This is a genomic window from Kitasatospora sp. NPDC088351, assembly GCF_040685575.1.
Taxonomy (GTDB): Bacteria; Actinomycetota; Actinomycetes; order Streptomycetales; family Streptomycetaceae; genus Kitasatospora.
The window spans coordinates 25,872-46,118 of sequence record NZ_JBFBIL010000003.1; the positions used below are offsets into that span (position 1 = coordinate 25,872).

Annotated in this window: 23 protein-coding genes and 1 pseudogene; 9 read left to right on the forward strand and 15 right to left on the reverse strand. The window is 71.7% G+C overall.

The genetic code is table 11. The features are described from left to right. Positions 1–53 precede the first annotated feature (53 nt). The 3 genes from AB0P06_RS03070 to def all read left to right on the forward strand — a co-directional run bounded on the left by AB0P06_RS03070 (position 54) and on the right by def (position 3,407). Entirely contained in the window at positions 54–1,421 is a 1,368-nt protein-coding gene (locus AB0P06_RS03070; RefSeq protein ID WP_363604646.1) for an HD domain-containing phosphohydrolase, read from the forward strand. A gap of 277 nt (positions 1,422–1,698) precedes the next feature. Next, positions 1,699–2,688, forward strand: coding sequence for a hypothetical protein (locus tag AB0P06_RS03075; RefSeq protein WP_363604647.1), 990 nt, complete (start codon positions 1,699–1,701; stop codon positions 2,686–2,688). A gap of 65 nt (positions 2,689–2,753) precedes the next feature. Continuing rightward, entirely contained in the window at positions 2,754–3,407 is a 654-nt protein-coding gene (gene def / locus AB0P06_RS03080; protein WP_363604649.1) for a peptide deformylase, read from the forward strand. A gap of 60 nt (positions 3,408–3,467) precedes the next feature. Here the strand turns inward: def and AB0P06_RS03085 are convergent, their stop codons facing one another. Then, positions 3,468–4,481: a LacI family DNA-binding transcriptional regulator gene (locus tag AB0P06_RS03085; RefSeq protein ID WP_363604651.1), complete on the reverse strand. Its 1,014-nt coding sequence runs from the start codon at positions 4,479–4,481 to the stop codon at positions 3,468–3,470. Positions 4,482–4,664: 183 nt separating this feature from the next. Between AB0P06_RS03085 and AB0P06_RS03090 the strand changes: the two genes are divergently transcribed. From AB0P06_RS03090 to AB0P06_RS03110, 5 genes are all read left to right on the forward strand, one after another. Continuing rightward, positions 4,665–6,473, forward strand: a complete 1,809-nt coding sequence (locus AB0P06_RS03090; RefSeq protein ID WP_363604653.1) for a glycoside hydrolase family 13 protein — start codon at positions 4,665–4,667, stop codon at positions 6,471–6,473. Then, the gene (locus tag AB0P06_RS03095) at positions 6,470–7,810 is read left to right on the forward strand and encodes an alpha/beta hydrolase-fold protein (RefSeq protein ID WP_363604654.1); all 1,341 of its coding nucleotides are present in this window, start codon (positions 6,470–6,472) and stop codon (positions 7,808–7,810) included. Before AB0P06_RS03090 ends, AB0P06_RS03095 begins: the two co-directional genes overlap by 4 nt. A gap of 76 nt (positions 7,811–7,886) precedes the next feature. After that, positions 7,887–9,179: an extracellular solute-binding protein gene (locus AB0P06_RS03100; RefSeq protein ID WP_363604655.1), complete on the forward strand. Its 1,293-nt coding sequence runs from the start codon at positions 7,887–7,889 to the stop codon at positions 9,177–9,179. 106 nt (positions 9,180–9,285) lie between these two features. Beyond that, positions 9,286–10,902, forward strand: coding sequence for an ABC transporter permease subunit (locus AB0P06_RS03105; RefSeq protein ID WP_363604657.1), 1,617 nt, complete (start codon positions 9,286–9,288; stop codon positions 10,900–10,902). Further along, positions 10,899–11,756 (forward strand): sugar ABC transporter permease, encoded by an 858-nt coding sequence (locus tag AB0P06_RS03110; protein ID WP_363604658.1) that lies wholly within the window; start codon positions 10,899–10,901, stop codon positions 11,754–11,756. The genes AB0P06_RS03105 and AB0P06_RS03110 overlap by 4 nt, the downstream gene beginning before the upstream one ends. 122 nt (positions 11,757–11,878) lie before the next feature. On the opposite strand, the gene AB0P06_RS03115 is transcribed toward AB0P06_RS03110, so the two are convergent. Beyond that, positions 11,879–12,127, reverse strand: coding sequence for a hypothetical protein (locus tag AB0P06_RS03115; RefSeq protein ID WP_363604659.1), 249 nt, complete (start codon positions 12,125–12,127; stop codon positions 11,879–11,881). Continuing rightward, positions 12,124–12,405 (reverse strand): hypothetical protein, encoded by a 282-nt coding sequence (locus AB0P06_RS03120; RefSeq protein ID WP_363604661.1) that lies wholly within the window; start codon positions 12,403–12,405, stop codon positions 12,124–12,126. Before AB0P06_RS03120 ends, AB0P06_RS03115 begins: the two co-directional genes overlap by 4 nt. Positions 12,406–12,820: 415 nt before the next feature. Between AB0P06_RS03120 and AB0P06_RS03125 the strand changes: the two genes are divergently transcribed. Then, positions 12,821–13,987 (forward strand): methyltransferase domain-containing protein, encoded by a 1,167-nt coding sequence (locus AB0P06_RS03125; RefSeq protein WP_363604663.1) that lies wholly within the window; start codon positions 12,821–12,823, stop codon positions 13,985–13,987. A gap of 78 nt (positions 13,988–14,065) precedes the next feature. On the opposite strand, the gene AB0P06_RS03130 is transcribed toward AB0P06_RS03125, so the two are convergent. The 12 genes and pseudogenes from AB0P06_RS03130 to AB0P06_RS03185 form a co-directional block, all read right to left on the reverse strand. Then, complete coding sequence (locus AB0P06_RS03130) at positions 14,066–15,127, reverse strand: ferritin-like protein (protein WP_363604665.1); 1,062 nt, start codon at positions 15,125–15,127, stop codon at positions 14,066–14,068. Between the two features lie 411 nt (positions 15,128–15,538). Beyond that, positions 15,539–15,958, reverse strand: coding sequence for a hypothetical protein (locus tag AB0P06_RS03135; RefSeq protein WP_363604667.1), 420 nt, complete (start codon positions 15,956–15,958; stop codon positions 15,539–15,541). A 76-nt stretch (positions 15,959–16,034) separates the two neighbouring features. Then, positions 16,035–16,277: a DUF397 domain-containing protein gene (locus AB0P06_RS03140; RefSeq protein ID WP_363604668.1), complete on the reverse strand. Its 243-nt coding sequence runs from the start codon at positions 16,275–16,277 to the stop codon at positions 16,035–16,037. A 92-nt stretch (positions 16,278–16,369) separates the two neighbouring features. After that, complete coding sequence (locus AB0P06_RS03145; protein ID WP_363604670.1) at positions 16,370–16,618, reverse strand: hypothetical protein; 249 nt, start codon at positions 16,616–16,618, stop codon at positions 16,370–16,372. Positions 16,619–16,685: 67 nt separating this feature from the next. Continuing rightward, complete coding sequence (locus AB0P06_RS03150) at positions 16,686–16,904, reverse strand: hypothetical protein (protein ID WP_363604671.1); 219 nt, start codon at positions 16,902–16,904, stop codon at positions 16,686–16,688. Further along, entirely contained in the window at positions 16,897–17,034 is a 138-nt protein-coding gene (locus tag AB0P06_RS03155) for a Scr1 family TA system antitoxin-like transcriptional regulator (RefSeq protein ID WP_363604672.1), read from the reverse strand. Before AB0P06_RS03155 ends, AB0P06_RS03150 begins: the two co-directional genes overlap by 8 nt. After that, positions 17,015–17,308: pseudogene (locus AB0P06_RS03160) on the reverse strand (Scr1 family TA system antitoxin-like transcriptional regulator); the annotation flags it as partial. The pseudogene AB0P06_RS03160 and the gene AB0P06_RS03155, both read right to left, overlap by 20 nt. A 297-nt stretch (positions 17,309–17,605) precedes the next feature. After that, a complete protein-coding gene (locus AB0P06_RS03165) occupies positions 17,606–18,439 on the reverse strand; it encodes a helix-turn-helix transcriptional regulator (RefSeq protein WP_363604673.1) in 834 nt (277 codons plus the stop codon). Beyond that, complete coding sequence (locus AB0P06_RS03170) at positions 18,436–18,963, reverse strand: DUF6879 family protein (RefSeq protein WP_363604674.1); 528 nt, start codon at positions 18,961–18,963, stop codon at positions 18,436–18,438. Before AB0P06_RS03170 ends, AB0P06_RS03165 begins: the two co-directional genes overlap by 4 nt. Further along, the gene (locus AB0P06_RS03175; protein WP_363604675.1) at positions 18,947–19,138 is read right to left on the reverse strand and encodes a hypothetical protein; all 192 of its coding nucleotides are present in this window, start codon (positions 19,136–19,138) and stop codon (positions 18,947–18,949) included. The genes AB0P06_RS03170 and AB0P06_RS03175 overlap by 17 nt, the downstream gene beginning before the upstream one ends. Positions 19,139–19,390: 252 nt before the next feature. Next, positions 19,391–19,663, reverse strand: coding sequence for a hypothetical protein (locus tag AB0P06_RS03180; RefSeq protein ID WP_363604677.1), 273 nt, complete (start codon positions 19,661–19,663; stop codon positions 19,391–19,393). Continuing rightward, positions 19,660–20,091: an ATP-binding protein gene (locus AB0P06_RS03185; protein WP_363604678.1), complete on the reverse strand. Its 432-nt coding sequence runs from the start codon at positions 20,089–20,091 to the stop codon at positions 19,660–19,662. The genes AB0P06_RS03180 and AB0P06_RS03185 overlap by 4 nt, the downstream gene beginning before the upstream one ends. Between the last annotated feature and the right edge of the window lie 156 nt (positions 20,092–20,247).

A 20,247-nucleotide genomic window follows, 5' to 3' on the forward strand; every position in this document is an offset into this window, starting at 1 on the left:
GCGCGCCGGCCGGACGCGGGGCCGGCGGAGGCGGTGCGGCGGGAGGTGGCGCGATGGAGGGTGGCGCGGCCGGGGACGGTGCCGGCGACCGGTGCGCGGGTGGGACGGGCACCTTCCCGCGCGAGGTGGTCGCGGTGCACGCCGGGGCGGCCGCGCTGCTGGCCGTGGCGCTCGGCGCGGTCGCGGTGCGCGGGGTGGCCGACCCCGGCGTGGCCCTGGCCTTCGTCGCGCTGATCGCGGTCGGCGAGTGCGTCCGGATCACCCTTCCGGGCGACCGGGAACAGGCCCCGATCGGGGCGGCCGGCGCCCTCGCGTACGCCCTGCTCGGGCCGTTGCGCGGCCTGCCGACCGCGCACGGCGGGCTCCAGGTGGTCGCGGTGACCGGGGCGGGCCTGCTGGTCGCCGTGCTGCTCGCCCTGCCGGCGCCCGTCCTGCTGCCCCGCGGCGCCGGACCGCGCCGGCGCCCGCCCTGGGCCGATCCGGCCCGGCGGGACGGTGCCGCCCGGCGGCTGCTCGGGGTCGGCTTCGCGGCCGCCGTCTTCCAGCCGCTCTACACCAGCGGCCTGGTGGACCGGTTCTCGGCGGAGGGGCCGGCGTACGGGGCGTTCCTGACCGCCGTCGCCGCCCTGGCCGCGCTCTGCGACGCCACCCTCGCGGCGCTGCTGCGCCGGGCCAGGAGCGGGCTGCGGTTCCCGGCGGTGCTGGAGGACGAGCTGCGGTCGCTGTTCGGGATCGGCTCGGCGATCGTGGCCACCGGCATGCTGGTCAGCCTCGCGGCCGGTGAGGTGGGGCTCTGGGCGCTGCCGCTGTTCTGCGCGCCGCTGCTGCTGGCGCAGGTCTCGTTCCGGCGGGCCGCCGGAATCCGGGCCACCACCGGGCAGGCCATCGCCAGCCTGGCCAAGGCCACCGAGGTGGCCGGCTACACCCCGCCCGGCCACGCGCGCCGGGTCGCGGACACGGCGTGCGCGCTCGGACGCGAGCTGGGTCTCTCCACCCGCGAGCTCGCCCTGCTGGAGTACGCGGCTCTGATGCACGACATCGGGCAGCTGTCGCTGGTCGAGCCGGTGCCGGACGGCGCGACGGCGCTGCTGCCGGACGCGGAGCAGCAGCGGATCGCCCGGCTGGGCAGTGAGGTGATCAGCCGGACCGGGGTGCCCCACAAGGTCGCCGAGCAGGTCGCCCGGCTGGCCGATCCCTGCCACGGTCCGGACGGCACCGGGCGCCCGGTGCCGCTGGCGGCTCGCATCATCCGGGTGGCCAACGCCCATGACGACCTGCTGACGGCCGCCCGCGGCCGGGGGGCGGGGGAGGCGGTGGGGCGGCTGGAGGCGCTGGAGGCGCTGCGGCTTGGCCGGGGCCGGGTCTACGACGCGCGGGTGGTGGATGCGCTGGCGCGGCTGGGCGGCCGGGGCCGGCGCTGACCGGCGGGAGCGCCGGGCGTACCGGGGTGCCGCGGGCGCACTTCGGGGGCTGCCGGGGGCCGCCGGGGTTGAGGCGGGGCGGTGGGGCGGGCAGGCTGGGTAGGGGCGGGGCAGGAAGCGGATGCAACCCCGGCGGTGGGGAGCGCGGGCGGTGGCGGGCGTGGTTGGATGCGGTCGTAGCGTGGAACACCGACCCGGGGCACCGGGCCCGCGCCGCGGGAGCGGACACGGGAGCGCCGGTACGGGACTTGAGCGGACGACGACGGCAGGGACGAACGTGAGGATCTTCCACCGGGCACGGCACCGGCCGTCCGCCACCTGGCGGCAGACGACCGATCGGGCTTTCACGCTGATCGGCGACGGCCGTTTCGAGGACGCCGGCGCCCTGCTGGTGATGGCCGCCGACCTGGAGCCGTGGCTCTCCGACTCCTGGTTCAACCTGGCGCTGCTGCACAAGTTCCGCCGGGACTGGGAGCAGGCCAGGGCGGCCGGTCTGCGGGCCGTCGCGCTGCTCGACCGCGAGCAGGGCGCCCCCGACTGGTGGAACCTGGGCATCACGGCCACCGCCCTGCAGGACTGGCCGCTGGCCCGCCGGGCCTGGCAGGCGTACGGCCTGCGGCTGCCCGGGGGGCCGGGCACCCAGCCGGACGGGCCGGTCAGCCTGGACCTCGGCACCACGCCGGTGCGGCTCTCGCCGGACGGCGAGTCCGAGGTGGTCTGGGGCCGCCGGCTGGACCCGGCCCGGATCGAGGTGCTGTCCATCCCGCTGCCGTCCTCCGGCCGCCGCTGGGGCGAGGTGGTGCTGCACGACGGCGCCCCGCACGGCGAGCGGGTCACCGACGGGGTCGCGTACCCGGTGTTCGACGAGATCGAGCTGTGGGCGCCGTCCCCGGTGCCGACGTACGTGGTGCTGCTGCAGGCCGCCGCGGCGGTGGACCGGGACGCGCTGGAGCGGATGGTGGCCGAGGCGGGCTACGCGGCGGAGGACTGGACGTCCTCGGTACGGCTGCTCTGCCGGGCCTGTTCGGAGAGCCGGATGGCCTCGGACGACGGGCACACCGCGCACCACGACCCGCACGACGACGGCGACGCCGCGCACCCCGGCCATCTGAGCCACCTCAGCCAGGGCGCCGGCGGGATGTCGTGGCTGGTCGAACGCGAGTGCGGGATCGCGGCCCCGGCCGGACTGGTGCGCACCCTGCTGGACCGCTGGGTGGCGGCCGCGCCGGCCACCCGCGCATATCGGGATCTCGAAGAAGTCTGTTGATCGGGCCGCTTACCCTTGACCGGTAGACCCAGGCAGTCCACGGAAGCGGAAGCGGAAAAGCAGCGATGGCGGAGCAGCACGACCACCAGCACGACCACCAGCACGACCACGACCACGAGCCCGCGCAGGGCGAGGCCCAGCCGGTGAAGGTGGTCGGCGAGGAGCCGGACCTCTCGAAGGGCACCGCGCGCCCGATCACCGTCTACGGCAACCCCGTCCTGCACCGTGAGGTGAAGGACGTCACCGCCTTCGACGGCGAGGTGTCCGCGCTGATCGACGACATGTTCCAGTCGATGTACGCGGCCGAGGGTGTGGGCCTGGCCGCGAACCAGATCGGCGTGGACCTCAAGGTCTTCGTCTACGACTGCCCGGACGACGAGGGCGTGCGCCACGTCGGCCATGTCATCAACCCGGTGCTGGAGGAGCTGCCGGCCGGTCGCAAGCGGGTGCTGGCCGACGGCAACGAGGGCTGCCTCTCGGTGCCCACCGCGTACGCCGAGCTGCCCCGTCCGGACTACGCGGTGGTGACCGGCCAGGACAAGGACGGCAACCCGATCCGGGTCGAGGGCACCGGTTTCTTCGCCCGCTGCCTGCAGCACGAGACCGACCACCTGTACGGCTTCCTCTACATCGACAAGCTGTCGAAGCGGGACCGCAAGGACGCGCTGCGGCAGATGGCCGAGGGCACGCCCCGGTACGCCACGGTGGCGAACGGCTGACGGTCCGGTACCGCGTGCGCCGAAGGGCCGGGACGGGTGTCCCGGCCCTTCGGCGCACCGTCAGTCGCGCAGCCGGCCGGTGGACTCGCGGGCGACCAGGACCGGCGTGAACAGGTAGTCCCGGGCGCGGCCGCCGTGCCCCTCCAGCTGGCGCCAGAGGGCTTCGGCGACGGCGGCGCCCATCTCCTCGATCGGCTGGCGCACCGTGGTCAGCGGCGGATTGCTGTGGGCGGCGAGGTAGCAGTCGTCGTAGCCGACCACGGAGAGGTCGCCGGGTACCGTGCGGCCGGCCTCGCGGGCGGCCTGGACGACGCCGAGGGCCATCAGGTCGCTGCCCGCGACGACCGCGGTGACGCCCGCGTCGAGCAGCTGGCGGGCGGCGGCGGCGCCGCCGGCGATGGAGTAGGACGACTCGGCGTACCAGTCGGCGGGGGCGTCCTCGCCGAGCAGTTCGCGCATCGCGCGCCGGTAGCCGTCCAGCCGGTTGATGGAGGGGCGCAGATAGCCCTGGCCGCCCGCCAGCCCGATCCGCCGGTGGCCGAGTTCCCGCAGGTGGGCGACGGCGGCCCGGGCGGCGAGCGCCTCGTCGGTGGCGACCGTGGGGACGGCCAGCCCCTCGACCTTGCCGCTGACCAGCACCATCGGGATGCCGCGCTCGTGCAGCAGCCGGTAGAAGCCGTGGTCGGCGTGCGGGTTGGCGTGCCGGCCGGAGACCAGGACCAGGCCGGAGACGCCCTTGCGGAGCAGGACGTCGATGTAGCCCAGCTCGGCGGTGCCCTGGCGGGTGGAGGTGCCGACCACGGCGGTCAGGCCGTGCTTGGCGAGCTGCACCTCGATCGCGGAGGCGAGCAGCGGGAAGACCGGGTTGTCGAGTTCGGGCACGACGATGCCGACCAGCGCGCCCTGGTGCGGGTCGTAGCCCTGGTCGGGCTGCCAGCCGAGTTCGCGCATGGCCTCGGCGACCTTGACCTTGGTGTCGTCCGAGACGCCCGGCCGGTCGTTGATCACCCTGCTCACCGAGGCGGCGCTGACGCCCGCCCGGGCGGCGATGTCCCGCAGTGACGGGCCGCTCAATTGGTCCTCCCGACTGGTCGAGCCTGCATCTTACAAATCCCCGGCAGGCAGGCCCGCGAGGTCGTTGAAACAATCTTAGCAACGTATTGCGCAACAGTTTCATCGCCGTTACGGTTCCCTCGTCGGCCCCGGTAAACGGAATGCCGGCATCCGTTAACCTGTCCACCCGTCCCGAGGAGCTCCATGGACACGGCCAGCAGTCACCGCCTCGCCGCCCGCCACCAGCCGCACCACGACGGCTCCGCGCGGTATGTCGGAGACCTCGCCCCGCAGCTCGGGCAGAAGGTCGACCTGCTGGTCCGGGTGCCCGCCGGCGACCAGGTCGAACGGGTCTTCCTGCGCTCCGTCCCGGACGGCGAGCCGCACTTCGAGGCGGCCGCGGTCGACCGCACCGACGCCGACGGGACGTGGTGGCGGGCCACCCTGACGATGGTCAACCCGGAGATGAACTACCGGTTCTGGCTGCACACCCCGGCCGGCGGGCGCTGGCTCACCGCCGCGGGCCTGCACGACCACGACCTGCCCGACGCGAGCGACTTCCGCCTCACCACCCACCCCGCCCCGCCCGCCTGGACCGCCGACGCGGTGGTCTACCAGATCTTCCCCGACCGCTACGCCCGCGCCGGCGACGCCCCGCTCGCCGCCTGGGCCCGCCCGGCCGACTGGGACACCCCGCTGCACACCGGCGACGCCGCCGCCCTCCAGCAGATGTACGGCGGCGACCTGTGGGGCGTCGCCCGGAAGATCGACCACATCCAGCGCCTCGGCGCCACCGTCATCTACCTCACCCCGTTCTTCGAGGGCCGCTCCAACCACCGCTACGACGCCGTCTCCTTCGACCGGGTCGACCCCGCGCTCGGCGGCGACGAGGCGCTCGTCGCGCTCATCACCGAGGCGCACCGGCGCGGCATCAAGGTGATCGGCGACATCACCCTCAACCACTCCGGCAACGAGCACGAGTGGTTCCGCGCCGCGCAGGCCGACCCGGAGAGCCCCGAGGCCGGGTTCTACTTCTTCGGCGAGGGCGGCCCGGACGACTACGCCACCTTCCTGGGCGTCCACACCCTGCCGACCTTCGACCACCGCTCGGCCGAACTGCGCCGCCGGCTCTACGAAGGCCCCGACTCGGTGATCGCCAAGTATCTCAAGGCGCCCTTCCACCTGGACGGCTGGCGGGTCGACGTGGCGCAGATGGCCGGCCGGCGCGGCGAGGTCGAGCTCAACCAGCTGGTCGCCACCACCACCGCCGCCACCGTCCGGGCCGCCAACCCCGACGCGGTGCTGCTCGCCGAGCACCAGCACGACGCCTCGCTCGCCCTCAAGGGCGACGGCTGGCAGGGCACCATGAGCTACGCCGGCTTCACCCGGCCGGTCTGGAGCTGGCTCGCCGAACGGCACGACCAGAAGGACTTCTGGGCGGTGCCCGGGCCGATCCCCGACTACACCGGCGCCCAACTGCGCGCCACCATGACGGCGTTCGGCGCCGCGCTGCCCTGGCGCAGCCGCGCGCACAACCTCACCCTGCTCGACTCCCACGACACCGCCCGGTTCCGCACCTTCGCCGGACCGGAGCGCCAACTGCTCGGCGCGGCACTGCTGTTCACCCTGCCCGGCACCCCGATGGTGTTCTCCGGCGACGAGGTGGGCGTCGAGGGCGAGGGCCTGGAGGAAGGGCGCAAGCCGTTCCCCTGGGACGAGTCCGCCTGGGACCAGCACACCTACCGCACCTACCGCGAGCTGATCCGGCTGCGCCGCAGCCACAGCGCGCTCAGCGGCGGCGGGCTGCGCTGGCTGCTCGCCGAGCGCGACGTCCTGCTGTTCGAGCGGGAGGACGAGCGGGAGCGGATCCTGGTGCAGATCAGCCGGGCCGACCACCCGCCGGTGGCCGGCGAGTGGCACGCCACCCACCTGCTCGGCGGGCCCCAGCTCGTCCCCGGCCGCGACCTGCCCTGCGAGGGCCCGGCCGTGCACGTCTGGTCGGTGGCCCGGTGACCACCACCCCGCGCCGCGGCCGGATCGAGCGCATCCCCGGCTTCCGCTCCGAACTCCTCGGCAACGAACGGGACCTGCTGGTCCACCTGCCGCCCGGCTACGACGACGACCCGGCCGCCGACTACCCCGTGCTCTACCTGCACGACGGCCAGCAGGTCTTCGACCAGGGACAGCAGCCCACCTGGGCGGTCGACCGGACACTGGAGCAGCTGTACGCGGAGGGGCTGATCCCCGAGCTGATCGCGGTCGGCGTGCCCAACGCCGGCGCCGAGCGCGGCACCGAGTACTCGCACGTGGCCGAGTACTGGCGCACCCCCGGCACCCCGCTCAAGGGCCACCGCTACGAGGCGTTCCTGACCGACGAGGTCAAGCCGTTCGTCGACGCCCGCTACCGGACCAGGACCGGCTCCGGGCACACCGCGTTGATGGGCTCCTCGATGGGCGGCCTGGTCAGCTACCACATCGCGTTCCGCCGCCCGGAGGTCTTCGGCCTGGCCGCCGTCCTCTCGCCGTTCCTCACCCACGTCGACCCGGCCGACCTCGGCGAGCGGGTGGTCTACGAGAGCTACCGCCGCCGCGGGCCGCGCCGGCTCTGGCTGGACATCGGCGGGCGGGAGGGCCTGATCATGGCCCGGCCCGCCCGGGACCTGGCCGTCCAGCTGATCGACGAGGCCGGCTACACCTCCGGCACGGACCTCCTCTACTACGAGGACCCGGTCGCGCCGCACCACGAGAATGCCTGGCGCCCGCGCGCCCGGCACGCGCTGCTGCACCTGTTCGGCGGCCCCTCGCCGGTCGTCTCGCTCACCGCCGAGCCGTCGATCCCGCTCGCGCCCGGTGAGACGTGGAGCGCCGTCAACCCGGTCGCCGTCCGCGCCGACGGGGTGCGGTACACCGCGCTGGAGGCCGGCTACCGGGTGGAGCGCCCCGAGGTCGCGGCCGTCTCGCCGCACGGACTGCTGCGCCCGCTCGCCGCCGGGCGGACGGAGCTCACCGTCCGCGCCCACGGGCTGACCGCCAGGACCGAGGTCCGGGTGGAGCCGGAGCTGCCGGCCCGGCCGGTCCTGGAGGTCACCGTCGCCGTCCCGGCCGGCACCCCCGAGGACGCGCCGGTGATGTACGGCCCGGTGCCCTGCCGGCCCGACGGACCCGGCCGGTTCCGCGGGCGGATCGCCGTCCCGCGCGGCACCGGCTTCGACGGCGGGGTCTCGCGCGGCTGGGGCCTGGACGCCGTGGACGCCGAGGGCCTGCGGGTGCTGCACCCGCTGCGGGTGGACCGCGACACCCGCCTCGACATCACCGTCGACCGCTGGAACCGGCCCGCGGACGGCATCTGACCGTCCGCGCCCGCCCGCCCCCGCAATCCCCGCCCCCCGCAACCCCGCCCCCTCCCGGACGAAGGAGTCTCGGACCATGCGCTACCGGAGACACGCCGTGCTCGGCGTCCTCGCCCTGCTGGCCACCGCCACGGCCTGCGGTGGCACCTCGCCCGCCGGCACCCCGTCCGCGAGCGGCCCGGCCACGGCCGCGGCGGGTGACCCGATGACCGCCCCGCCGATCGGGAGCGCCGAGGGCGACCTGGTGATCTGGGCGCAGACCCAGCAGGCCGCCGCCCTGCAGCCGCTCGCCGACCGGTTCGGCAAGGAGCACGGGGTCAAGGTCACCGTCGTCCCGCAGTCCGTCAACACCCAGCAGGCGTACGTCTCGGCCACCAACGCGGGCAAGGGCCCCGACCTCGTGGTCGGCGCCTCCGACTGGCTGGGCAACCTGGTGCAGAACGGCGTGGTCGCGCCCGTCCCGCTGACCGGGCAGCAGAAGGCGCTGTTCCAGCCGGCCGCGCTGGACGCCGTCGCCTACAACGGCCAGCAGTACGGGCTGCCGTACGCGACCGAGAACCTGGTGCTCTTCCGCAACACCGAGCTGGCGCCCACCGCACCCGGCACCTTCGAGGACCTCGCCGGCGCCGCGCAGGCCGCGGTCAAGGCCGGTACGGCCGAGGTCCCGCTCGCCCTGCCGGTCGGCCAGCAGGGCAACGCGTACGCCCTCCAGCCGCTGTTCACCTCGGCCGGCGGCTACCTGTTCGGCACCAAGGCGGACGGCAGCTACGACACCGCCGACCTCGGCGTCGGCGGGCCGGGCTCGATCGCGGCCGGCGAGCTGTTCAGGCAGTACGGCGAGAAGGGCGCCGGGCTCCTCAACCGCTCGGTGGACACCAACGCCATCTCGCTGTTCACCGGGAAGAAGACCCCGTTCCTGGTGGCCGGGCCGTGGGCGCTCGGACAGGTCAAGCAGGCCGGTCTGCCGTACGCGATCTCGCCGGTGCCCGGCTGGGCGGGCAAGGGCCCGGCCCGCCCGTTCATTGGGGTGCAGAGCTTCTACCTCTCCGCCAAGGCCAGGAACCAGCCGCTGGCCCAGGAGTTCCTGCTCCGCGAGGTCGGCTCCGAGGAGGGCCAGCTGGCGCTCTACCAGGCCTCGCCGGAACCGCCCGCGCTCAGCTCCGCGCTGGCGAAGGTGTCCGCCACCGACCCGGACATCGGCTCCTTCGCGGCGGCCGGGGCCGGCGGCCAGCCGCTGCCGACGATCCCCGCGATGAACGCGATCTGGGGGCCGCTCGGCCAGGCCGAGGCCGGCATCGTCGCCGGTGCCGACCCGGCCGAGACCATGCGCCAGGCCGGCGACGCCATCCGCGCGGCCCTCGCGAAGTAGGGCCCGTCCCACGGGTCGGCATGCCCGGCCGCCCCGTGGGACCGCCCGAACACCGACACCCGGACGGGCCACCACCGCCGGGCGCCCTCCGGACCAGGGACCACCCATGACCTCCCCCACCCTTCAGGACAGCAGGCGCCCGGCCGACCCCTCCGCCGGGGCCCCGGACCGCCCGCCCGGCCGGCCCCCGCGCCGGGCCGGCGCCGCCACCGCGCAGCTGGTGAAGATCACCCTGCTGGCCGGTGTCGCCGCCGTCGCCCTGTACGCCGCGCCCAAGCTGTACGACGCCGGGCACTGGGCCGCGCTGGGCGTGCTGGCCGCCGCCGTCGGCGCGACGTTCTGGATCTACCTGTCGCCGCGCCGGCTGCCCGCCAAGTACCTGCTCCCGGCCACCGCGCTGTTCCTCGCCTTCGTGGCCTACCCGGTGCTGTACATCGTCGCCGTCTCCTTCACCGACTACGGCGACGGGCACCTGCTCACCAAGGACCAGGCGGTCCGCACCCTCGTCGACCACTCCGCCGAACCGGTGCCGGACAGCCCCGCGTACACGCTCACCGTCGCCACCGGCGCGGACGGCGGCCCGCTGGTGCTGCTGCTCACCGACCCGGCCACCGGGCAGGTCTCGGCCGGCACCGCACGCGGCCTCGCCCCCGCCCCGGCCGGGACCACGACCGCGCCGGACGGCCGGGTGACCGCCGCGCCCGGCCTGACCGTCCTGACCTTCGGCCAGATCAACGGCAGGGCCGGGGAGCTCAAGGACCTCCGGGTGCCGGTGGACGGCGGCTTCATCGTCAGCCAGGGCCTCTCCACGGCCACCACCGCCCGGCCCGTCCTGGTGTACGACCGGCAGGCCGACACCCTCACCGACACCCGCGACGGCACCGTCTACCAGCCCCGGGACGGCTGGTTCACCGCCACCGACGGCTCCGGGCGGACCCTGCCCACCGGCTGGCACCGCACCGTCGGCTTCGCCAACTTCACCGCCGTGCTCACCAGCCCCGCGATCCGCGGCCCGTTCCTCGGCGTGCTCGCCTGGACCTTCGGCTTCGCCCTGCTCTCCACCGGCGCGTCCTTCGCCCTCGGTCTCGGCCTGGCGCTCACCCTGCACCACCCCCGGCTGCGCGGGCAGCGGGCCTACCGCTCGCTGCTGCTGCTGCCGTACGCGATGCCCGCGTTCATCGGCATCCTGATCTGGCAGAGCATGTACAACCGGGACTTCGGCCTGCTCAACCAGGTGCTGCACACCCGGATCGACTGGCTGGGCGATCCGTGGAACGCCCGGTTCGCGGTCCTGCTCACCAGCCTCTGGCTCGGCTTCCCCAACATGCTGCTGATCTGTACGGGGGTGCTGCAGGCGATGCCCGCCGAACTCAACGAGTCCGCCCGGATCGACGGTGCCGGGCCCTGGACGGCGTTCCGGGCGGTGACCTTCCCGCTGCTGCTGGTCGCCGCCGCGCCGGTGCTGATCTCCTCGTTCGCCTTCAACTTCAACAACTTCAACGCCATCCAACTGCTCACCGGCGGCGGGCCGTTCGACGGCGCGGGCGGCACGGCCGGGTCCACCGACATCCTGATCAGCTACACCTACCGGCTGGCCTTCGGCGGGCAGGGCGCGCAGTACGGCTTCGCCGCCGCGCTCTCCATCGTCATCTTCCTGCTGGTCGGTCTGATCACCCTGGTGGGCTTCCGCCGCACCCGCGCCCTTGAGGAGCTGAACGCATGACCACCACCCGATGGCTGCGCCGCTTCGGCTGGCGGCACCTGATCGCCGTGCTCGCCGTCTGCTTCGCGCTGTTCCCGCTGCTGTTCGTGCTCTCGGCGGCGCTCAACCCGCTCGGCACGCTCCAGTCGTCCACGCTGGTGCCCGAGCACGCCTCGCTCGCCAACTTCACCGCGCTGTTCACCAACGACCAGTACCCGTTCGCCCGCTGGCTCGGCAACACGGCGCTGGTCTGCGGCAGCTTCGCGGTGCTGAACGTCTTCCTCGGGATGTGCGCCGCGTACGGCTTCTCGCGGTTCCGCTTCCGGGGCCGGCGGATCGGGCTGATGGCGGTCTTCCTGGTGCAGATGTTCCCGCAGTTCCTCGCGGTGATCTCGCTCTACCTGCTGTTCGCCGAGATCGGCGACATCGTGCCGGCGATCGGCCTGGACACCCCGTGGGGGCTGGTGCTGGTCTACCTCGGCGGCGCGATGGGGGTGAACACCTGGCTGATGAAGGGCTACCTGGACACCATCCCGCGCGAGATCGACGAGGCCGCCAAGGTCGACGGCGCCGGACACGCGCAGATCTTCTTCCGGCTGATCCTGCCGCTCGCCGCGCCGATGCTGGTGGTGATCTCGATCCTGTCGCTGACCGCCGCGCTCAACGACGTCATCCTGGCGAACATCTTCCTGACCTCGAACGACTCCAAGACGGTCGCGGTCGGCCTGTACGGGATCATCTCCGGCCAGCAGGACCAGAACTACGGCCTGTTCGCGGCCGGGGCGCTGGTGACCTCGCTGCCGGTGATCGTCGTCTACCAGTTCCTCCAGCGCTACCTCGCCCAGGGCCTGACCGCCGGGTCGGTCAAGGGCTGAACGGCCGGACGCCGCCCCGGACGGGAGATCCGTACGGGGCGGGCATCTGGCCGGGGCACACGACCACGTACTGGCCGGACCCATAGTTGTAGGACAGGTCCGCCCTCCCAAGGCGGGGCTGATCAGTCCGCGCGCAGGATCCGGGACACGTAGACACGAGACGGATCCTGGCCCTCGTCCACCGCGTACTCCACCAGCCCGAGATCCCGGCGTAGCGGCGCCGAGTGCATGCCGGGTCTCCCTGGAATCGGCATGCTCAGATGAGGGAAGGGGTTCTCGCGCAGATCGACGAGGAAAGCGACGACGGCGGAGAAGACGTCGGCCGACGTGCTCGGGTCGTCCTCGTCCGGGTTCTGGATGCGGTCGCTCACAGGGCCCCGAGACGGCGCAGAACTGTGGAGGCCGGGGTTCCGGGGGCGGTGCCGGACTGGATGGCGGCGTGGATACGGTCGCCCTCCGGGTCGCGGTAGAGCTGGGCGCGCAGCCACCAACGCCGCAGGACGCCGCCGATCGTCGAGTCGTCGGCCTCGCCCATCTCCCGGTAGAACTCCATCCGCTGTGCTGGTGGGAGGGCGACGGCGACGGCGTCCTGGGTCCGCGGGATGGGCTGCTGGTCGTCGTGGCGGCCGTGCAGGGGTGCTGCGCTCACCGTTCCTCCGGAAGTCTCGTGCGGGCGGGACCGGTACCAGCGTCCTCCCTCACCGGTTCGGCCGGTACCGGAGTCGTCATAAGAGTCCAGAGTGGCGTTCGGGGCCCGCCCGGCGGTGCCACTCGACCAGGCGCCCGGTTGCCAGGTCCTTCCGAATCGCGACTCCGGCGGGCGGGCGGTCGCACCGGCGCGCCCCTCGGGTGGGCGCACCACCTCCGGGTGATCCTCTGCGCGGCTGCCGTCGAGCGTCGGGGCCGGGCAGAGTTGGCCGGCCGGACGTGTTCCGTACCCGAAGGGAGCGACGCATGGGTGACCACGAGAAGCCGCCGCCGGACCCGGGCCAGGGGACCCCGCCGCCGGGCAATGCCGACGGGCAGGTGCCGCCTCCGCCGCCGGGCGGCGGGAAGCACAAGAAGTGAGTGCCGACCTGGCCGGCCGTCTTACCCGGATGGACGCGGTGATGGAGCAGCGCGGGGCGTGGCCGGCCGACTCGCCGTGGCTGCGCGAGGCCATGGCCGCGCTGCCCCGCGACGCGTTCGCGCCGGATCGGTTGTGGCGCTGGGAGGGCCACGCCTATGTGCCGCTCGACCGGCAGACCGATCCGGCGGCGTGGGCGGACGAGCTGTACGCCGGCCCGGACGCGGCGGCGGTCACCCAGGTCACCGACGGGCTTCCGTCCTCCAGCCTCTCGGCGCCCGCCGTGGTGGCGGACATGCTGGACAGCCTGATGCTGGAGCCCGGTCACACGGTGTGGGACATCGGCACGGGGCAGGGCTGGAGCTGCGCGCTCGCGGCGTGGCGGGCCGGGCCCGGCCTGGTCGTCTCCACGGAGATCGACGAGGACCTCGTCGTGCCTGCTCGCGAGCGGCTTGCCGCCGGTGGGGTCGACGCCGAGGTGTTCGTCGGCAACGGCACCAGCAGCGTGCCGCCCGGGGGTCCGTTCGACCGGATCCACGCGACCTACGCGGTGGAGACCGTCCCGTACGAGTGGATCGAGGCCGTCAGACCGGGCGGTCGGATCGTCTACCCGTGGGGACGGCTCGGGCACGTGGCGCTCACGGTGGCCGCCGACGGGCGCGGTGCGAGCGGCTGGGTGCAGGGTCTCGGGCGGTTCATGGCTGACCGGTGCGGCCGGGTTCCGGCGTCAGCCGGTTACGACGGGTATGTGAAGGTGCGAGGCAGTGGCGATCCCGACGCCGAGCGGATCCTCGAACGCGCCCTCGCCCCGCTCGCCGGTGACTGGGACCTGCGGTTCGCGGTGCGCGTCGCCGTTCCGGACGCCGTGGTGATCACCGGCCGGGACGAGGACGGCGTCAACGCCTGGATCCACGACGGCAACGCATCGTGGGCGGCCCTGTCCGCGTGTGGCGACGGCAGTGCGGTGCTGCACCAGGGCGGTCTGCGGCGCATCGGCGACGAACTTCTGACCGCGTGGGAACAGTGGGAGGCGCACGGCCGGCCGACGCCGTACGACTACGGGATCACTGTCACGCCGGAGCGCCAGTGGGTGTGGCTGCGCGATCCGGACGGCCCTCGGTGGCCCATCGTGGATGGCGGGGGCGCTGCCTCGCCCAGGGCCTGACCGCCGGGTCGGTCAAGGACTGAGCGGCCGAACGCCGCCGCCCCGTACCGGAGTTCCGTACGGGGCGGCGGTGTTCTGTCAGGCGGAGACGAAGAGCCACTCCGGGCCGTAGGTGAAGCGGGGGTCGGCGGGGAGCTTCACGCCGTTGATCTGCTGGGCGGTGCCACGCAACTGGCCCATCAGCCCGATCGCCTGGAAGAGCGAGTCCGACCCGGCAACGCCCCAGGCCTGTTCGAGGGCGCGCAGCATGTCGCTGTACTGCTGGTCGAAGGTGTGCAGGAGGTCGGCCGTGGCCTGGTCGGGCTTGTTGCCGGGGTCGTTGGCCCAGCCGCCGGCGGGGACGCGGGCGACCGGGTGGGCGTCCGGCAGCGGGAGGTCGGGGCCGGTGAACTCGAACTTCTTCGTCGTGGGGTTCTGGACCAGCTTCCTGCCGACGGCGATCTCCTTGAAGGCGTAGTAGTGGGCGAGTTCGCCGGGGGCGCCGGGGAAGGGGTTGTCCGGGGAGGCGTCGGTGCCCTCGCCCTGGGTCCGGATGATGTCGAGCGCCTTCAGGACGTCGTCGATGGTGTTCATCGGGACGATGTCGTTGCCGGCGCCGTGGCTCGACCCGAGCGGGAAGCTCACCTGCCGCTGCCCGGTGAGGAGGTGGGCGAAGTTCGGGAAGACATTGACGATCCGCTGGTAGAAGGCGCCGATCGTATTGCCGTCGGCGGCGAAGGCGAGCGGGTTCTCGGGCTTCTCGATGTCGGAGAAGAGGCCCGCCGACTCGCGGGTCAGCCCGCTGAGGAAGACCTCCAGCCCGGGGTTCACGCCACCCGGCAGCTCGCCCGGGTACTTCGGCACCGTGGCGGGGTCGGTGAGGACGACGGTGCCGCCGATGCTGGTGAGCATGTTGCAGACCAGGCCGAAGTGCGACATCTCGTCGAAGACGATCTCACGGATGGTGTGGCGGACCGGCTGGCTGTTGTCCGGATCGGTGATCGACCAGAGCGCGGTGGCGTACGGCGGGATGGTCGACAACTCCAGCATGATCGCCCGCTGGAGCGCGTCCTTGAGCTCCTGCCCGGTCCAGTCCTCCTCCGGGATGTTCATGAGCTGGACGATCGCGTCGCTCCGGTAGTCCAGGATTCCGGTCGTCACGGCGTACCCCTTTCGTTCGGCTGTGCGCCGGACCGTAGCGGGGGGCGGATCGTGCGTACGCGTGTGCTGCCGGTGTGGCCCGGGAGTTCATCCGGATGGTGGGGGTCGGGCCGTTGCGGTTCGGGATGGCCCCCGAGCCGGTCGAGGCTGCTCCGGGTGGGGTGGTCGCCGGCGTTTCGAGGAGCCGGGAGGACAGCGCGTCCTGGCACCGGTACGGCGAGCCGGGGGTGACCGCGGTCTACGGGCAGGGGCCGCGCCCGGTCGCGGTGGCGATCGATGCGGTGTCCGGGCCACTGGGGCCGACGGAGCATGTGCGCAGGGAGTCGGACCGGCCGACTTCCTGTGCATGGGGCCACGCGCGGATGTGGCCGCCCCGCCCGGCGTGGGCGCCGGGCGGGGCGGGGCGCTGTGTCAGTCCGAGGCCGGCGGCCGGGCGGCGTGCTTGGTGGGGCAGGGGATATTCGGCCAGGTGCGGTTGGGGCAGGCGATTGCGTAGTGGCCGGACCAGCGGCTGTCGGAGATCCATCGGGACCACACGACGTCAGCGGCCCTGGCCAGTTGTTCGACCGCGCGGAGCCGCCGTGCCTCGATCGGCAGCCAAGGATCACCGCCCGGTGTGTGCTCCCCGTACCGTTGCGCGAGCCAGTCGGCCGCATCGGTCGGCGTCTCCCAGGTGCCCCGGAGCTGGGAGGTCGGCCGCAGCAGCCACCAGCCCGTCATCATCGGCGGTAGCTCCGAGAGCCGGAACCCGCCGCTCTCGATCGGTCGGCGCTCCGACTCCTTGGCGAGGAGTCGGCCGTCGCCGGCCCATTCGTAGCCGTGGAAGTGCAACTGCGCTTCTCCTCGGTGGCGTTGGTGCCCCGGCCGGCCGCACGGGGCTGCGGGCGGCCGAGGCTGTCAGGGGGCTTCAGACGGACAGACCGAACCGCGCCGGGTCGATCCCGGCCTCGGTCAGCTCCTCGACGGTGAACAGCAGCGGCTGGTGGTCGGGACGCTTGCTGTCGCCCAGGGCGAAGACACCCGGGGCCTGCGGCACGACGCCGAGGGTCACACACGACTCGCCGTCGTCACCCCCGCCCTGGTTGCCGCCGCACGCACGGTTGAACTCGACCTGCGAGAGGTCGAGTTCGTACAGGTTGCGCTCAGTCATCGCCTGCACCTTCCGGTATCACTTCGGGGCATGGAACGGCCCCGTCCCGCCCAGGACTTGGGCGGAAGAATGAGGAGGGGAGAGCCGGTCCGTCAGCGCCAGAGGCTGATGCGGGTGGTGAGCAGGTCGGCTGGCACCTGACGCGGCTTGGCGTCCGGCTCGAACAGCGGCCGGACCAGGGCCCGGCCGTCCTGGGCGCCGACCACCTCGACCAGGCGCCCGGTTGCCAGGTCCTTCCGGACCGGGTTGTTGTCGATCCGCTCTATGAGTTCCGCGTGTGTACGGCGACGCTTCGGCGGACAGTTCGTGTCGGCCGGCTGTGCGAGATCGGCGGCGGACATGGAGTGCTCCCGTGACTCTCGGATCGTTTCGGCGAGTCACCAAATTACGAGAGATGCGGGGAGATTCCTACGCGCTTTCCTGTTCCTGAAATAACTCGTCTCGGATTCCTTCGGTCAGTGCGCGCATGTCATCTTCATATAGTGCCGCAGCATCGAATGCGGCGAATTTTGACAAGTAGATTCCGACGCCCCTCGGATCGTGCGTGGTGATCTCCGAATGGAACGTCTCCACGATGGCCAGGTGATCGTCATACATGCTGAAGCAGGTCATCGGGAAGTCAGGCATGAGCCTGGAGCATGAGCCTGGAGAGAGGAAGAACTCCGATGGTCACATTGGGAAGTCGGGACAGTGACACCAGGCGATCGAGCTGTGTGGCCATGGCGGGCGGGAGGGCATATCCGCCACCGCAGTACATGTTCGCAGATGACGAAATGGAACTCTCGATGGCGGTCGTACAGGACGGCCTGGCGCTCCAGTCGAGCCGCGATGGTCTTTGTCTTGGCCTCTGACGACAACTCTGGGTGCAGGGCGAAAACGGTCGAGACGTATTCGGCGCTCTGGAGCAACCCGGGAATCAACTCGGACCGGCCGACTTCCTGCGCCGCGAAGGCCTGCTGGGGTCGGTTCCTGTCGGGTGACTCGGCTATCGGCAGAGATCCTGCGGCGTCTCCCGATGACGGGAAGCCCACTCGTGCACTCTGTACCCGCGATCCGTGTTGAATCCGACCTGTTGTCCATCGCTACTCCCTCGGCTTCTTGGTCACGATGCCAGGGATCTGCATGAAGCCCTGTCCCGGTGGGAGGGAGGCGTTTCCCGTTCTGGACTGAAGATCTCGCCCAGGAATCCTGCCGGCCAACGAGGAAGCGCCACAAAGGCGTTGTGGATTTTCAGGGGGACCATACGGCTGACTTCCTGCGGCCCCCTTGCGAGGAGCAAGGGGGCCGTCGGAACCATTTGCCAAGCGTTGGCGGTGAGATGGGAGGTGCTACGGGGCGCCTTCCTGGTCCCCCAGGAACTCGTCCCGGATGTCTTCGAGCATGTGCCGCATCACGTCGCCGGACACGGCGGCGTCGGAGAACCCGTTGAACTTCCGCACGTACACCTCAATGTCGCGCGGGTCGGTGACCGTTACCTCAGCGTGCACGGTCTCGACCGTGACCATGCGGTCATCGCGGATGACAAAGGAGTGCGCCGGCACGTCGGACTGAGGTGCAGCCAGCGGAACGACCCGAATGTCGACATGGCCGAGGCGGGAAGCGGAGATGATGCGGTCCAGCTGTCCGGCCATCATCGCGGCGGGAACGAGGCGCCAGCGAAGAACGGGCTCGGTGATGACGAACTGCAGCGTCTTGGTGGCGTCGTAGAGGGACTGTTGTCTTACAAGCCGCGCTGAAACCGCCCGAGACAGCTGCTCCTCACTGAGGTCTTTCCTCCCGAATACGGCTCGCACGTATTCGGGGGTCTGAAGCAGCCCAGGAACAAGAGACGGCTGGAACACGCGAAGAAGCTCGGTCGAGTCGTCCAGCGCTTTGATCTGCTGCTGCTTGCGGTGGTGCCCCAGACGTCGGATCAGGCGCCAGGCCGTCGTCTCCGTGGCCTCGGCTCTCGCAGCGGCCATGTACTCGGCCTTGACCTCGTCGGACACGCCTATGGCCGTAAGGATGCGTTCCACGTCTGCGACGGTGGGTGGTACCTTGCCAGTTTCAATCTTGCTCAACTTGCTCGGGGACATGACAGCGCCACGGGCCACGGCCTTGGCTTCCTTGCCAGAAGCCTGCCGAAGTTCCCGCAGTGCTGCCCCGAGCCGTGTTCTGTTCACTCGCCGTGTTCGGCCCACCATTCCGTGAACGGGACGGATTTCGCCATCGCAATGTCACGGTATGCCTTGAACTGGGCGATCCGGCTGCCGGTGAGGAATCCAGTTCCGCGATACTTTCCGTTGCCGTCATAGTTCATCTCGGCAACGGTCTCGTCATCAAAGAGCCAGAAGTCCGGCGCCTCGGGAACAGGGTTCTCCTGGCCTGTGGTGTCGAGGATGAAGAACTCTTCACCAGCCGCCATGTTGCGGTGGTATCCCCACGCGAGCTCGAACCGGAGGTAATCCGTGAGCGGGCGAGAGAGGACGTGCACCCGATACATGCGCTTACCGGCCTGGGTGGCATCGGCTACGGTCGTGACCCAGCCAGCGGACTTGTAGCCCTCCGGTTGCTCCTCGCCTGCGAGGAAGGCGTGATAGGCGTCCACTCCGCCGGACTGGCTGTAGTCGTCCAGCGTTTCCAGCCGGAACGCCTCTCGATTGAAATTCGAGAACCAGTCTCCGAGGGTCCTAGATGAGGTTGTCACGGATGGCCTTTCGAACGAGTTCAATGGGAATTTCGACCAGCGTCTCGTGCGCCGGAATCTTAAGATCGTGCTCGGTCAGATGCTCGCCCTGGACGGCGAGGGTGCCTCGGTCCGTCAGGTAGAGCGTCGGGCACTCGCCCTCGTCGCAGGAACCCACAAGCCGTGTCAGCTCCACGTTGTCTCCTCGCTCGGTCTCCCGACGATGCTCCCGAGTTGAGCCGGGCGCAGGCAAGAGGTTCGCGTTTCCGATACTGGAAACCAGCTCAACTTCGAACAGGCACTCAAAAGTTCAGCTACGACGGTGCCGCTTCTGTGGCGGACCCTTGCGGGGGGCAAGGGTCCGCCGGAACGGATGGCTGTGGCTCGGCCGTGGTGGTGCGGCGTCGAAGCAAGGTGCAGGCCCCGCGCGCGGGCGGGGCGGGGGAGTTCAGGGGTGGTGGGTGGTGATGGTGATCGGGTGGGCGGTCCAGTCGGTGAGCTCGCCGATGCAGAGGGTCATGCTCCAGAGGCCGCCGCGGGTGAGGCAGCGGGCGACACCGTCGCCGCCGCCGGGGCCGATGCAGAGGCGGATGAAGTCGCGGTGGGCCGCGCGGATCGGGCGCGTTCGGACGTGCTCCCAGAGGACGGGGAGCGCGTGGTCGAGGCTCGGGAAGACGGTCGGGAGCATGATGCCGGTGATCTCGGCCCGCACGGCGTTCACGCGGCGGCCTCGGCGGGGGCGGAGATGTGGCACCAGATGAACTTGCCGATGCCGCCCGCACGCGGGCAGCAGCCCCACTGGGCGGCCAACTCCTTGACGAGGAACAGCCCTCGGCCGGATTCGTCGGAGGTGGAGGTGGTTCGGAGCGCGGGCTTCTCGCTGTCGGCGTCGTGGACTTCGATGCGCAGGAGGTTTTCGGAGAGTCCGAAACGGATCTGGATCAGGCGGCCCTGGGGCGTACGGGCGTGCTGCACGGCGTTGGCGACCAGCTCGGAAAGCAGCAACTCGCCGGTGTAGAGCAGGTATTCGACGCCCTGGTGGCGGGCGAGGAAGTGGTGCAGCTCCTGGCGGGCCGCGCCGGCGGACTTTCGGTGCCGGGGGAGCCAGCAGGCGTGTTCGGTGGGGGCGGGGGAGACGGTTTCAGGCATGGCGGCGCCACCTCTGAGGGGTGAGGGGTGAAGACGACTGAAGAAGGCATGGGGATGCCCGGGTGATGAGCCCACAATCATCACGCTGTGTCGAATGGTGAGCTACGTTGAGTAGCATGCTCCTGGGGGATTCCAAAGTGCAAGTCCCCACTTTGG